Annotated in this window: 5 protein-coding genes; all 5 read left to right on the forward strand. The window is 36.6% G+C overall.

What is annotated here, in order from left to right; translation table 11 throughout:
- Positions 1 to 2: 2 nt before the first annotated feature.
- The 5 genes from QL232_RS02780 to QL232_RS02800 all read left to right on the forward strand — a co-directional run bounded on the left by QL232_RS02780 (position 3) and on the right by QL232_RS02800 (position 16,878).
- Positions 3 to 2,405, forward strand: coding sequence for a T9SS type A sorting domain-containing protein (locus QL232_RS02780; protein ID WP_281612979.1), 2,403 nt, complete (start codon positions 3 to 5; stop codon positions 2,403 to 2,405).
- 12 nt (positions 2,406 to 2,417) lie between these two features.
- The gene (locus tag QL232_RS02785) at positions 2,418 to 5,651 is read left to right on the forward strand and encodes a TonB-dependent receptor (protein WP_281612980.1); all 3,234 of its coding nucleotides are present in this window, start codon (positions 2,418 to 2,420) and stop codon (positions 5,649 to 5,651) included.
- Positions 5,652 to 5,670: 19 nt separating this feature from the next.
- A complete protein-coding gene (locus tag QL232_RS02790) occupies positions 5,671 to 7,248 on the forward strand; it encodes a RagB/SusD family nutrient uptake outer membrane protein (protein WP_168882470.1) in 1,578 nt (525 codons plus the stop codon).
- 85 nt (positions 7,249 to 7,333) lie between these two features.
- Entirely contained in the window at positions 7,334 to 9,184 is a 1,851-nt protein-coding gene (locus QL232_RS02795) for a sulfatase-like hydrolase/transferase (protein WP_281612981.1), read from the forward strand.
- 329 nt (positions 9,185 to 9,513) lie between these two features.
- A complete protein-coding gene (locus tag QL232_RS02800; RefSeq protein WP_281612982.1) occupies positions 9,514 to 16,878 on the forward strand; it encodes a hypothetical protein in 7,365 nt (2,454 codons plus the stop codon).
- The last annotated feature ends 32 nt before the right edge of the window (positions 16,879 to 16,910 follow it).

Below are 16,910 nucleotides of genomic sequence, written 5' to 3' on the forward strand. Positions count from 1 at the left end.
AAATGAAATGTTTTTTACGAAATATATTACTACTTCTATTTTTTAAACTTACATTATCTATTAACGCATTGGCACAAAACGAGGTGAGTGCTATTTCTGGAGGGCATTGGTCTGATCCTACTATTTGGAGTAACCAAAAAGTCCCAACAAAACTAGATAATGTTGACTTAAAAGATTATACGGTATTCTTGATTTTACCTCAAGGAGTGGACACACTTTTTGTTTGTAACAACTTGAATATTGATCAAGCAGGAAACTTGCTGATTGGTCATGATGAAGAAGCAGAAAAATGGATTGGAATAAATGGTAATATCCACTGTGATGGTACCATTGCTCAGGGTAGAGGAGAGAGTTCCATGGAATCGGAGTCTTTCCTTCACCCTTACAATAGTAACTTGATCATCAATACCAACACAGCAACTTCTATCACTGGAGAGGGATATATCAATCCAAAAAATTTGGTGTTATCGGGTACTGAATCTTCAACGCTTACTATTGATCATTACAATATGGTGGTTGATGGAGATTTCAATATCATCAATACTTCAACACAAGAAGTGGACTTCACTTCATATACATTTCTGAAAGTATACGGCAGCTTAGGAATAAGCGGAGGTAGAGATCAAAAATGGTTGAACAAAACTCCTATCGTTTTTACTACAGAAGGGGTTATTGTTTGTGAGAACCTTGATCTATATTCTAAAAATGGAAGTATTCAATCATCCATCTACATTAAAAATGGAGGTAGTATTTCTACAAAAACCGTTAACCATACCAATGAATGGGTGGAGAGTGGAAACAAAGGTTTTCAACTTAAAATTGCAAGAACAGGTTTACTACGTTTGGGTGAAGATGCTTTACACCCAGAAACGATACAGAACGAGGAAGAGTTGTTCCAAGTGTTGAACTATGGTGAGATTCGTACTCACTTCAAAAATCATATTGAATCTTATGACTCTATGATGGTTCAAATTGAGCCTTATAAGCCAGAAAATTATGAAAATGCTTCAGAATACAAACATGTGATTGGAGCATCTCATATAGGAGGTTGGTATAACTTTACTGAAAAACCCTACTTAATTGAAGGGTTGGACATGTTCAAAGAGTTTGGTTCAACAGCTTTTAAAACATCTCTTACCTGTGGATGGCAAAAGATGCATGCTCATTATCCTTTTAATCATGATTGGCCTAACCAATTCAACACTATGACGGGGTTAGCCAAATATCATTTGATGGATACGTTGTTTTCTGATGAAGAAATTAAAACCCATGCAGTTTGGGCTAACCCTAATTTTGGAGATTATTACAAAGAAGGTCCTGATAAAAACAACGATATCTATGCTCAAGAAGAGGAACAGTTTTTTCAATTAACAGTGCACCTACTAGAAATGTATGGAGACATGGACAAGCGTTTTGTACTTCAGAATTGGGAAGGAGATTGGATGTTGAGAGGTTCTACAAGAAATTGGGAGAAAGAACCAGAAACGATTCCTGTTGATATTCGATGGAGAGTAGATGGTATGGGACGAATGTTCCGTTCAAGAATGAGAGGTGTAGAAAAAGCAAGAGCTTTATATCCTGAGGCGAATGCAGAGGTTCTTTTTAGTGTAGAATTCAATAAACTTTTCTATAGAAAGGATGGAGAATACACGAATATGATCGAATTAGAAGTTCCGAATTTGATCGAACAAGTGATCCCACAAATGAGATTGGATATTAGTTCATGGTCATCGTATGATGGGAGATGGTTACAAGAGATTGAAGTTTTTCCTTATGGTTTCTTAAATGGTATTCGAATTGCAGAGTACTTTACAACTTCTGCCCATTTTGTTAATGAAGGTACACCGGTAATGCTAGGAGAATTTGGCATGAACGAGAATGAACCTTATATCCCAAAACAATACGAAAGAGAAGAATTACCAGAAATGTTTTCAGATCTGCTTGGCTTGGTGAAATACACTGGAGTACAACAGGTATACCTTTGGAATTTTTTCAGTTCTGGTGATCAAGCTTTCGATTTTGAGAAAGGAGAACAATACGAATTAGATACTTTATACAAGTATTTGGATGGAAAATGGGTAGTAGAGCCAGACCAATCTTATGGTACTGTAGGTGCGTATTTGGAAGAGATTTTTAATGATGATGAGATAAAAGACCCTACTTCAACAGAAGATAATTTTGTAAAAACATCGATTTTTCCGAACCCAGCTGAAGGAGAAATATATATCACAAGCGAAGCCTTGATAGAAGAAGTTTTAATCTATTCAACAACAGGAATTCTTTACAGTAGGCAAGCTTTAGATAATACCAATAAAATTAATGTGAGTCAACTGCCTCCTGGGCATTTTTTAATACGAATTATCACAAACAAAGGTCAATCTACACATCAACTAATTAAGAAATAGGACAATATAAATATGAAACAATTATTACTTATACTGATTACTTGCCTCGCGGTATCGGCTTTCGCACAAGACCGAACTGTTAAAGGTACAGTATACTCTGATGAGGAAAATCTGCCACTTCCAGGTGTAAGTGTTGTCATCAAGGATGGAGATACTTCTAGAGGAATGATTACCGATATGGATGGTAGATTTACAATTAAAGTAAAAGAATCTGACATCTTGGTCTTCTCTTTTATAGGAATGGTAACTCAAGAAATTGCCGTAAACAATAGATCGGAAATTGATGTGCGTTTAGGTTATGATATTGAAGAGTTGGATGAAGTCGTAGTGAGTTCAGGTTACTTTGATATCAAAAAAGGAGATGTTGTTGGTGCGGTTGGAACAATTGGAAGTGATGAATTAGAACAAACAAGATCTGTAAATGTTGAAAACATGATTGTTGGTAGAGTGGCCGGCGTGATTGTATCAGGTAATGGTCAGCCAGGTGGTGGAGTTGGTATCCAGATTCGTGGTACGAACTCTATGCAAGGTGGTACTCAACCATTATATGTAATTGATGGTATTCCGATGGATCCATTGACAGATGCACAAGGAAATGCAGGTAGTGGAGATTCTCAATCTGCTCTAAACTTTATTAATCCAAGTGATATCGAAAGCATCAATATTCTGAAAGATGCCAATGCAACAGCCATCTATGGAGCAAGAGGAGCCAACGGTGTAGTCGTAATCACAACGAAAGAAGCAGATGGCGGAAAAAGCTATGACAAACTAACAGCAACAGTAGAATTCGGTATTTCTGAAATCAATAATAAAATTGGTGTATTGGACGGTCCTCAATTTGAAGAGTACATGAACCAAAGAGTGCTCAATAACTTTTACAAAGTGATCACTAACCCAGCCAGAGAAGGTATGGTGTTCGATGGAACGCAACCATTAACTCCGGAGAATTTTCCAGAAGTCGCAGAGCTTCCAGGTAGAATGCCTTTCCCTGAAACGACGGGTGTCAATACCGATTGGCAGGATATTACTTACCAACAGGCGATCACTCAGAATTATAACTTAGCCTACAGAGGGGGGAATAAGAAAGGGAACATGTCTTTAAGCTTCGGCCTAACTGATAATCAAGGAGTTATCCTTAACTCTGATTATACAAGAGCTACCCTAAACATGAACATCAATAGACAAACTTTTGATGGGAAAGTGACCTTGAATTCTAGAACCAATGGATCTTATGGTACAGGTAGAGCAACATCTGCAGGTAACGGTGAAATGTTTAATGAGAAAGGTATCGTAACGAATACTTTAACCTTCCAACCCATTTATGAAGTATTAAATGATGGTCAATCGGATGATATTTATGCGCCATTAAACGAAGGATATTTGTTATCGAATCCGTATACGATGGCAACTCAAGTACAGGATATTAAAGATGCCTATACATTTAACCAAGCATTTACGTTATCTACCAACTTTACAGATAACTTAAGTGCTACGGCAAAAGGTGCAGTGAACGTACAAAGTAGCTATAGAAACTCTTACTATCCTTCATCTACTTCAAGAGGTAGAAGAAACAATGGTGAAGCGGCAAGATCTTCTCTTTTGAATACAAAGTTATACGGTGAGTTAAACTTACGTTACCAAAAATCATGGGACGACCACAACTTGGATTTTATCGGATTGGGTACTATTGAAAAAAGAACGGTTCAATCTGAGTTCCAAAGAGCATTAGGTTTCCCTACAGATGCAACAGGGTATTATACTTTTGAAAATGCAACAGATGTATTAGTTCCTATCAATAATTATTTTACGACAGACTTAGTATCCGGTTTATTTAGAGCAGCTTATAATTTTAGACACAAATACTATGTAGATGTAAATGCTAGGATTGATGCTTCATCGAAATTTGCCGACAACAATAAGAGTGCAATTTTCCCCTCTGCAGCAGTGGCATGGGCCATCTCAGAAGAAAACTTTTTAAAGTCATCTGAGAAAATCAATAATTTGAAATTGAGAGCATCCTATGGTAAGACAGGTAACAATGCCATTAATGCTTACCAATCGATGGCTTTAATGGAGCCGGTGAGATACAATTATGATGGATCGGTAGCGGTAGGTTATATAGAAACCAATTTGGCAAATGATAACCTAACTTGGGAAACGACAGATCAGTTTAACGTAGGTCTTGATATCGGATTGTTTAGGAATCGTTTAACAGCTTCTGCAGATGTTTACTACAAGAAAACATACGACTTACTTCAGAAAGTGAATTTACCAGCCTCAAATGGTTTTGTATCTAAAATCGACAATTTTGGTGAGGTAGAAAACAGAGGTATTGAAGTAACAATGGGTTATGATATCATCAAAAAGAAAAACTTCAACTGGAATGTAACAGGTACTTTTGCCTTGAATAGAAATATGCTTGTTTCATTGAACAACAATATTGATTACCAATTAGGGCCATCAGTAGGACCGGATAGAGTTTATCCAAATATCTTTATGGAAGGTCAACCTTTGGGTATTTTCTGGGGTGCTGAAACAGATGGAATATACAAAGATTGGGATGAAGCCAATGCAAGTGGTATCGTTGGAGCTGCTCCAGGTGAGATTAAATATGTAAACCACCATGTAGAATACGATGCAGATGGGAATCCACTACCTAACCAACAAATTAATTTTGATGATTATGTGAAAATTGGTGACCCGAACCCTGATTTTGTGTTCTCATTAAGCAGTTCATTTAAATACAAAAACTGGGATGTGAGTTTCTTAATCACAGGCCAAAAAGGTGGAGATATTCTTTGGGTAGAGTCTTGGCCATTGGTAAATATGAGTAAGACTACCAATGTCTCTGAAGAGGCTTACAACAATTCATGGAAAGCACCAATCGATTACAATTACGAAACTGGGGAGGTGGTTTATAATCCATCTACAGGTAATATAGATAACCCTGAACATCCTGCACCAATGACAGTTACAGGGCAGAGAGCAATCAGTTCGGACCGTCAGATTTATGATGCTTCTTATTTAAGATTGAAAAATGTAAACTTAGGGTATACGTTCCGTTTCAGAAGTAAACGATCAATGAGATTGTATGCATCAGGTCATAACTTATTTACACTTACGAACTATCCTGGATACGATCCTGAGGTAACCACTTACAGTCAGAATCCTCAAAGAAGAGGTATCGACTTTGGTTCTTACCCTGGTGTGAAAACGTATATCATGGGCATTAAATTCAATTACTAACACATAGATGAAATTTAAAATGAAAAAATCAGTAATCATATTGCTTGTTTTAGTAGGTCTTATTTCATCATGTAGCCTACTTAAGGAAGAACCAAAAGTTCAAATCACGACAGATGACTTTTATAAAACGGAAGCAGATGCTATAGCCGCAATCAACGGGGCTTATGCTTCAATGAAACAGACAAACGCCTATTATAGACAGCTGTATATTTCTAATATGTATGCTTCTTCTGATCAAGGAACAAGTAGTTTCAAACATACAGACTATTACAACGGTATATTATCGTCTACTCATTCTACCTTAACGGATGCTTGGAATGCCATTTATACTTCCATTAAAGATGCGAATAATGTAATTGCAAGAGTTCCGGCAATAGAAATGAATGATGCACTTAAGAATAGAATTATTGGTGAGGCCAGATTTTTAAGAGGATTGCATTATTTCAACTTGGTAAGAAGCTTTGGAGAGGTGCCATTGAGAACAACTCCGGCAGAACAAGGGGAAGATGAGATAGGCTTACCTACTTCTACAGTGGACGTGGTGTACAGACAAATCATCAGTGATCTAAAGTTTGCTTCAGAAAACTGTTGGGGCTTAGAAGAGACTGTTGAAGGGAAAGTCAATGAAATAGGAAGAGTAACCAATGCGGCAGCTGAAGGCTTGTTGGCTAAAGTATATCTTCATATGGCATCATCTACAAGAAATGCATTAATCGGAAATGAAGGTTTAAAAATATACGAATCAATAGGAAGCAACTATGGTCAATATTATGACTCTGCTTATGTATATGCTGATAAAGCATTAAATCGACCTAAATATGCGTTGGTAACTAACGCTAATGATTATCAATTTATTTTCCATTCTACGAATGGTAACAACAGGGAGATGCTTTTTGAGATTCAGAATGCACCGGTCTCTGGGCAAGGATCTGCGATAACTAACTTATTTACTCCTCAAGGTTCTGGCTTAAGTGCTGGAACTTGGGGGGGAACTAACAGTATCAAATCTGGATTTATCAACAAAAATATTGACAAGACAGATCAAAGATACTTGTTATCTATTATTCAAGAATATACAGCGAATGGCAGAACCTATGTGATCAATGCAGGTAAGGCAGGGTATGATATCTATGAAGGAGAAGAAAGAGTAGGTGTACTTTATCAGGTTTATACTTCTAAATATGTAGATAGAGAAGCAACTTCGGATGCAACGGCTCAACAGAATTGGCATGTATTGCGTTTGGCAGATGTGCATCTGATTAGAGCAGAGGCGGCTGCCGAAAAATTGAAAGATCCATCAATGGCAGAGTATGATATCAATATCTTAAGAGAGCGAGTAGAGATGGATGAATTCTTCCAAGGAAGTGGTATGTCAATGAATGACTTCAGAACTTTTATCATGAGAGAAAGAGGAGTTGAATTAATGGCGGAAGGTAACCGTTGGTTCGATTTAACTAGAATGGGTATGTTAGAGGAACTAGTGAAATCGGCCTTCGATCCTAATAACCAAGGTTTAATTCAAGGTGTCCGAGGACCAGAAGACTATCAATGGCCTATTCCTGAAACAGAAAAAGCAGCCAACGAAAATATTAATTAAAGTAACAAATAAAGAGTAAGTAGATAGAGTGGTTAACATTTTACTACTTACTCTTCTTGATCAAAAAGAAATTACTAGCAACATCATGAGAAGACTACATATTTTATTTTTAGCCTGTTTCTTAGTCCCTATCATGGGAACACAGGCACAAAAAAAGAAGAAAAATAAAAAGCCGAATGTATTGTTTATCATTTCAGATCAACATAAACAGACATTTTCAGGTGCTTACGGTCACGACATTATCAAAACCCCCAACATAGATGCATTAGCAAAAAATGGGGTAACTTTCGAAAACGCCTATGCTCCGGCTCCAGTTTGTGCACCCACAAGAGCTGCAATTGTTACAGGAATGTACCCTTATGCTAACGGAGCTATCTATCATAAAGCACCCGTTATTAATGCCAACGGTAAAGAGGTAAGAAAGGGATCAGGATTTTTGAGATCCACAGGCTATCATGATGATATTAAAACAATCGCTGAGGTATTTAAGAAAGATGGGTACATCACAGCATCACCAGGTAAGATGCATGTTCATGGTGAGCTACAAAAAAATGTAGACCCAGCACATCCAGAAGGAAACGATATGGGTTGGGATGTAGTCAATACAAGATATTATACTCACTTTCCTGGTGGCCATTATGAAGATGAAGTAGGAAAAGATGCCTACCATAGATACCGTCAGATCTTAGAATACAAGAAATATGGCGGAAGCCAAGACCTTAATCCACAGTTAAAGCCTTCATTGGTAGAAGATCATGAAGATAACTTCGATATGGTCGTAGCAAGAAAAGCTGTAGAGTTTATTGACGAGAGAGGAAAAGACGACGAAAGTTTCTTCTTACATGTAGGTTTCGAAAAGCCTCACCTTCCGCTGACTACTCTACATGAATATTATGATTTATACGATCAAAACGATTTTGAATTTCCTGAAACTGTAAACGATTGGTATAAATCAGGGAAATACCCTTGGGTGCAAAATTGGGTACACCATGGTCTACCAAAGAACAAACCAGAACAAGCAAAAAGAGTAATGGCTGCTTATGCAGCATGTATCACAGAAATGGATGAGATGATTGGTCGTATTGTCACTGCCTTAGAAAAGAATGGTTTAGCAGATAATACAATTATCATTTATACTTCTGATCATGGTGAGCACATGTGGGAACATGGATTAAGAGGAAAACATAATATGTACGATGCAGCGATTAAAGTACCATTTATTGTTTCTTATCCAAAAGCATTGCCTCAAGGAACAAGAAACGAAACATTGGTTAGTTTAGTAGATGTAATGCCTACCGTTGCTGAATTAATTGGTGCTGATGTTCCTGAAGAAGTTCAAGGAGTTTCATTAGTATCCACTTCAAAAAATGGAAAAACAATAAAAAACAGAACAGTATTCGCAGAGTATAGAGCAGGCGATTACAAAGCATTTCCAAAGCAAAAAGATTTGCCATCAAGAATGATGAGAAAAGGAAATATGAAATACATCTATACACACGGGGTAATCGATCAGTTATATGATGTTGAGAAAGATCCTAATGAAAGAGAAAACTTAGCATTAAATCCAGCATACCAATCTTTATTGGAAGAAATGAAATTCCAGACACTGGTAGAATGGAGGTTTGATAAGTATTCTGAAATGAAAGTTGACCGTAAAGGGAATACGTTACAATGGGATGCTTGTGATTATACAGAAGATTACACCATTTTCTATGCAAAAAATAATAATCCTTTAGAAGCAAAAGTGATCAAGAAAGACTTAGCGGATTTGTCTTTCGAAGTAGAACAAAAAGGCTACTATTGGGTGATGGCTCAGCCAAAACTAACAAGAACGACTCCTCATTATGGAGAAAAAGTTCCGGTTTGGATTGCAGCACATACTTTTGATTTACCAATCTCTAATGCAGTTGAGGTAAAGAAAAATTTATCAAAATAGAGATAATACTAAGGATTGACCGAAAAAATCTAAGTAAATATTTATAAATTGAGGCTTGATAGAAATATCAAGCCTTTTTTGTAATTATATCCATGTAAAATCTGTTATACTTATAAATAAACCGTTTTAGACTTCCTGTGATATATCTCAAATTGAATATCACTTTTTTGAAACCTTTTGATAACTGTTCAAAACATTACGAATACGTCTTTATATAGGCCTATGGTCAGTTTTTTAAGCATTATGACCAAATCGCCTACCTACAAAAAATAAATAGATATCTACTTTTATAGTGTAAAAATCACACAACAAAACTAACAGTAGAAGAAATGAAAAGAATTTTTACCGTTATAATAACATGTTTACTTTGCCATTTAGCTATGGGGCAAAGCGTGAAAATTGGAGCGCAGGACTACGCCTCTATTAATGCTGCTATAACAGCGGCTAACGAAAATGATGTTATTGAGATTCGCGGACAACACAATCTTACTGCAGTAGTTGCTTTAAATAAAACAGTAACATTGCAAGGGGAAGATCCAACAACTGATATTATTAGTAATAATGGTTCAACTAGAGTAATTAACGTTACTGCTACCAACACTATTATTAAGAACTTAACAATCCAAGGAGGTACAACAAGTAGCTCAACTGGAGGTGGTATCTATGCAAATAATGTATCAAGTATTACGCTGGATAACCTAATTGTCAAAAACAATAAAGCCAAACAAGGCGGGGGGCTTGCTTTAGGAGGAACTGATGCTACGATTACTAATTGTAAAATTTTAGATAACGAAGCTACTGTTGGAGTAGGTGGTGGCCTATTTGTTATCAATAGAAATGCTGGTGGAAAAGATATTTCAGTAGATATTGAAAATACGTCTATTTCATCTAACATTGCAAAAACCAATGGTGGAGCTATTGGCTTCGATCATAATGGAGATGGTGACTACTATGTAGCTATCAATCTTGTGAACTCGACTTTAAATGAAAATGAAGCGGGTAATGAAGGCGGAGCAATTTTTACTAAATCTATTGCTCATACTACAAATACATCTACTTCAGTAATTGGTGTTGAATTGTACCATACTACAATTGTTCATAATACATTGGGTTCAGGAAGTAGCGGTTCTCGTTATGGTATATATTATTATAAAAATGGAAGTAGTGTGCCATCAGGTAGATTGAATATTTACAATTCAATCATTGCCTTAAATGCGATTTCATCGGGTACTGATGTGAACTTTGGTAATACAGATACAGAAAACTTGTACAACTCTATTTTAGGTAGAGTAGCCAATGAGAGTGGTAACATTACAAATTCTGATAACTATGAAACAGCAATAACTAATGCAGAACTTCTTTTATCAGCATCCCTAGAAACAAAAGAAGGTTCAACTAATGAAACTTACACTTTTACAGGATCTAGCATTGCTAAAGATTACTTCAAGGCAACAGCGAAAGATTTAGTAACAGAAGATGCGTTAGGTCAAACAAGAGATGCATTACCAGATGCAGGTGCTTTTGAATTTGTTCCGGCACCTTTTGATCCTGTCAATACAGTATTCAATACAACGACATCAACACAATATTATACGATTCAAGAAGCGATTGATGATGCATCTGCCGAAGATGTAATTACTATCAATGGTACGCATAAAGAACAAATTGCAATCACAAAATCGTTGACGCTTCAAGGCGATGATGCTTCGGAAGATATTTTAGAAGGTTTAGCCAATCAGGTGATTAATAATGGCTCAGTGATCCAAGTTTCAGGCGGTGATATAGACGTTAATTTTAATCATTTCACTGTAACAGGTGGAGACGCATCTGGAAACGGTGGTGGAGTAAATATCATAGATGTTACAGGTTTGATATCTTTTTCTGATATGACGATTAGTGGTAATACAACATCAACAGGTCATGGTGGCGGTATTTCAGCTGTGGGTAGTGATGTAGAGATTGTAAATACGACAATTGAAAACAATACAACACAAGCTACCACCGAAAGATTTGGCGGTGGTCTTTTTATCGCACCAGGTTTAAGCTTAGCAGAAGGAGCTACTGTAACAGTAAAGAAAACGACATTTAATAATAATACATCAGCAAAATCAGGTGGAGCCATTGGTATTGAAGGAAGATACAAAAATGGTAATCCGGTAGCTTTAGTGTTAGAAAACGTAACGATCTTTGGGAACACAGCAGGTAATGGTGGAGCGATCTTCACAAAAGCCGCAGATTTAGCCACTGATAATACACAATCGAATATCTCATTAGTCGTAGATCATAGTACAATCGTTGGAAATACAGCTACGAATATAATTGTGAATACAACGACAGGATCTAAGAACCCAATAGCACTAACATTAAGCAACTCTATTTTAGATGCAAATGGTTCAGTATCTAACTTCGATATCGACTTTACTAATTCAGCAGCTGTAGTATCGAACACATTCTTAGGTAAAGTAAATGCCTTACCAACAGAGAATATTACGAACAGTAAAGACCTGACTAACGATGTTTATGATCTTCAGTTATCATCAGAATTAGTAGATTTGGCTGGCGCTGTAAAGGTTCTAACAATTGGAGACAGAAGTGCCGCATTAGATTTTGCAGTAGGGAGTACAATCAGTGAAGATGCTTTAGGATTACCAAGAAAAGAGACGCCAGATGCAGGTGCTTACGAAGGAGAGAAGAAAGCTTTTGATCCAATCAATACAGTATTCAATACAACGACATCAACACAGTATTATACAATACAAGAAGCGATTGATGATGCATCTGCCGAAGATGTAATTACTATCAATGGTACGCATAAAGAACAAATTGCAATCACAAAATCGTTGACGCTTCAAGGCGATGATGCTTCGGAAGATATTTTAGAAGGTTTAGCCAATCAGGTGATTAATAATGGCTCAGTGATCCAAGTTTCAGGCGGTGATATAGACGTTAATTTTAATCATTTCACTGTAACAGGTGGAGACGCATCTGGAAACGGTGGTGGAGTAAATATCATAGATGTTACAGGTTTGATATCTTTTTCTGATATGACGATTAGTGGTAATACAACATCAACAGGTCATGGTGGCGGTATTTCAGCTGTGGGTAGTGATGTAGAGATTGTAAATACGACAATTGAAAACAATACAACACAAGCTACCACCGAAAGATTTGGCGGTGGTCTTTTTATCGCACCAGGTTTAAGCTTAGCAGAAGGAGCTACTGTAACAGTAAAGAAAACGACATTTAATAATAATACATCAGCAAAATCAGGTGGAGCCATTGGTATTGAAGGAAGATACAAAAATGGTAATCCGGTAGCTTTAGTGTTAGAAAACGTAACGATCTTTGGGAACACAGCAGGTAATGGTGGAGCGATCTTCACAAAAGCCGCAGATTTAGCCACTGATAATACACAATCGAATATCTCATTAGTCGTAGATCATAGTACAATCGTTGGAAATACAGCTACGAATATAATTGTGAATACAACGACAGGATCTAAGAACCCAATAGCACTAACATTAAGCAACTCTATTTTAGATGCAAATGGTTCAGCATCTAACTTCGATATCGACTTTACTAATTCAGCAGCTGTAGTATCGAACACATTCTTAGGTAAAGTAAATGCCTTACCAACAGAGCATATTACGAACAGTAAAGACCTGACTAACGATGTTTATGATCTTCAATTATCATCAGAATTAGTAGATTTGACTGGAGCTGTAAAGGTTCTAACAATTGGAGACAGAAGTGCCGCATTAGATTTTGCAGTAGGAAGTACAATCAGTGAAGATGCTTTAGGATTACCAAGAAAAGAGACGCCAGATGCAGGTGCTTATGAGGGAGAGAAGAAAGCTTTTGATCCAATCAATACAGTATTTAATACAACGACATCAACACAATATTATACTGTACAGGAAGCTGTTAATGATGCATCTTCTGGAGATGTGATTACATTTAATGGCCTTCATAAAGAGCAAATTACAATTGCAAAATCATTGACACTTCAAGGTGATAATGCGACTGAGGATATTTTAGAAGGTTTAAAAGACCAAGATATCAATGGAGGTTCTGTTGTAACTATTCCATCAGGTGATATTGAAGTGACATTTAATCACTTTACAATTACTGGAGGAGAAACATTGACCGAAGGAGTTGATGGAGGTGGTGTAAAAATCACTGATGTTACAGGTTTAGTAAGTTTCTCTAATATGATCATTAAAAACAATCACTCTGCCGGTAGAGGTGGTGGTATCTCTTCAATTGGAGGTAACCTGAATATCAATAATTCAGTGATTGAGGATAACTCAACAACAGTTTCTAAAGAATTCTATGGTGGAGGTATCTCTATTGCACCAAGCAAAACGATATTGGAGGCAACTGTTGCTGTAATCAAAAATTCTACAATTAGTAATAACACTACAGCAAAAGCAGGGGGTGGTATTGGTATCGATGGACGTTATAGAAATGGAAATCCATTAGAAGTAACCATAGAAAATGTGACTGTTTTTGGTAATACTTCGACTACGAATGCAGGAGCAGGATTGTTTGTCAGAACGGATGATTTAGCATCAAACTCAACAGAAGCTAGTGTAAAGGTAACGGTTGACCATTCAACAATTGCATATAATGTTGGTAAGGGAATCAACTTTGCTAAAGCAGGAGATCAATTGGTTGATTTTACATTATCGAACTCTATTGTTTCTGAAAGTGGTACTTCATCTCAGGCAGATATTGAATTTAATAATGCGAATGCGACAGTGACCAATACCTTTATGGGTAAAATCGCCGGAACTCCAGTTGTAAACAATAACAGTAAGGACATTGACAGCAATACTTATTTCTTGGAATTATCTGATGAGTTAGAAGGTGGTGGTCTTGTTAAGGTGTTGACTATCTCAGAGTTAAGTAGTGCGGTAGACTTCGCAGAGGGTAGTACTTCTACTGCCGATGCATTAGGTCTTCCTCGCCAAGGAACTCCAGATGCAGGTGCTTTTGAAGGTGGTGAAATCACTTTTGATGATGAGAATACGGTTGTTTTAAATGGTAAGCAATATAGATCTGTTGCTGAAGCGATGAACTATGTATCAAAAAATGATACCATTCATATCAGAGGTGTTCATACGGTATCTATAATACTTACACAAGGAGTCACTTTCTTAGGTGAAGACCCGACAAAAGATATTCTTCAAGCATCAGATGTGTATGGGGAGTCAACTGAAAGGTTAATTTATTTTGGTAATTCTGCCGATACAGTCAACATTGAACACTTAGGTTTAAGACATGGTCACTCTACAGAAGACACAGGTGGAGCGATTAAGACAGAAACAGTATCGGGATTATTATCTTTAAAAGATGTTCATATCTATAAAAATACATCAGACAAGAATGGTGGTGCAATTAGTGCAGGTGGAGCGAATCTAAAACTGGAGAACGTAGATGTGTACGATAATAGCTCTAGTGGTAACGGTGGGGGATTATTTATTTTCTCAAAAAATTCTTCGACACAGAATATGATGGTAGAAATTAATAATTCTGTGATCTCAAGAAATACAGCCACTGGACACTCTGGAGGTATCGCGGTGGATGGAAATGCTCAGTATGGTTTAAACAACCGAGTAATGGTAGAAATTAATAACACAATCATTGCTGAAAATGCAGCGAATGAATCTGGAGCGATGCAAATCAAAGGTTCATTACACCTTGACGGAGAAAGTTCTAACATTACTGTTAAGTTTAATCACAACACTATTGCTTATAACACATCAAACGGTAATAAATATGGAGTTTCTTTTGTGGGAACAGAACTTGGAATGCCTTACTTCTATTGCTACAATTCATTGATTGGACAAAATGGTACGTTTGATAATAATGATATCAATTTTGCCAATAGTAACTCTAAAGAGGTCTTTAACAATGTATTTGGTAAAGTTTATCAGTTGACAAAATGGACAGAGAGTGAATCTGATAACCATATCAATAAAGATATTGATGGAACTCAAATCGGAAAGGAAACAGCAGAAGATGGTACAAGCATGTATCCGATTAATGGTGGTAGTTTAGCTATCGATCATGCATTGTCTTCCAACTCGTTATCAACAGACCATACAGGTTATGCAAGAAAATATACTGCAGATGCAGGGGCTTACGAATACCGTTCATTAGTATGGTTGGGTGTAAACAGTAGTGATGGAAATATTGCTACCAACTGGAACGAACAACGAGTACCTGGACAAGATGAGTACGTTTATATTAGTAAGCATGCCAATAACCAACTTTCAGTAAGTACATCGAATGTAACTTTAGGAAATGTTGAAATCCAAGAAGGAGCAGAGGTAATGATCAGCGATGATTATTCATTGATCGTAAATTCAGATTTACAACACAAAGGAACGATTACGATGGCCTCAGGTGGTAGTTTAATTGTGAATGGAACAATGGAACAATCAGAAGTAGCGGTAGTCTCACAAGAGACGGTGAACCTAAGATTGGTTGGACCAATGGTTTCAGAAGGATTACCAGAAGAAGACATTACATTCAACTCTTTTGATCCAACATTAGTTGCGGAAAATGGTTTGAGAAGTGCTTTTATCACTGAAAAATCTTCAGTACTACAAAGTGGAGAAGGATATTTGGCAACAGAAGCTTCAACATTCACATTCTCAGGTGCGGCAATTTCAGAAGACCTTAAAATGGAACGTTCTGTAAGTGAAACAAGTTACCATACATTCTCCAATCCTTTTAACGCATATATCGATTATAATGACTTGATGTTTGCGAATGAAAATAGTTTAGGCGCGGTGTATTTATGGGAAGTAAATGCAGAAGGAGAGGATGAATTACTAACAGTAACACAATTGGGAGCTGTAGGTAATCACCTAAAAACATGGGATGGTAGTATCGCTGCAGGAGAAGGTTTCTTTGCTCAATTACATGATAACGATCTAACATTCTCAAAAGAAATGAGGATTGAAAGTATCAGAGCATATAGAGCTACAGAGGCTACAGAATCAGAAATTCCATTAGTGAAAATCAATCTGAAGAGTAGTGGAACAAATGCACAAAACGAAACACTAGTTGGTTTTGCTGATACAGCAACTCAAGGTTTCGATCAAGGATTTGATGCTTACAAGCATGACGGAAACAATGGAGTAAGACTTTATTCTAAGATGAATGAAGCAGCTGAAATGGCGATTAATTTCCTGCCATTTAATGACGGTGAAGTAACAACTCCATTATTTATAGATGTAAACGAGAAGGAAGAATATTCACTAACATTCTCTGATTTAAAAGCTCTAAGTGATTATTATGTAGTACTTGAGGATACGGAATTTAATACATTCACAGAACTTTCAGAGGGCGATGTATACTCATTTATTTCTGATGAAGTATCGAACTCAAATAGATTTAATCTAATACTTTCTAAGTCGAAAGTAATCACTTCTGTTGATGATGTTACTTCATTAATACAGTTACAAGTAACACCAAATGCTGTAACAGTTAAGAGTGATTATATTACGCAGAATGGTGGTGAGATCTTGATTTATAATGAATTAGGTAGTGTTTTGTTGCAAGAAGAATTAGATAGAGGAAATGCTTCTTCAACAGTAGCGTATCAATTCTCAAAACAAAGGATTTATATCATACATATAAAGACATCTAACGGTATTAAAACACACAAAGTGATGTTTTAATATAGTACAGAAGTAATCGTTTATTTTAAAAA

It is taken from the genome of Flammeovirga sp. SubArs3 (genome assembly GCF_947387565.1).
Classification (GTDB): domain Bacteria; phylum Bacteroidota; class Bacteroidia; order Cytophagales; family Flammeovirgaceae; genus Flammeovirga; species Flammeovirga agarivorans.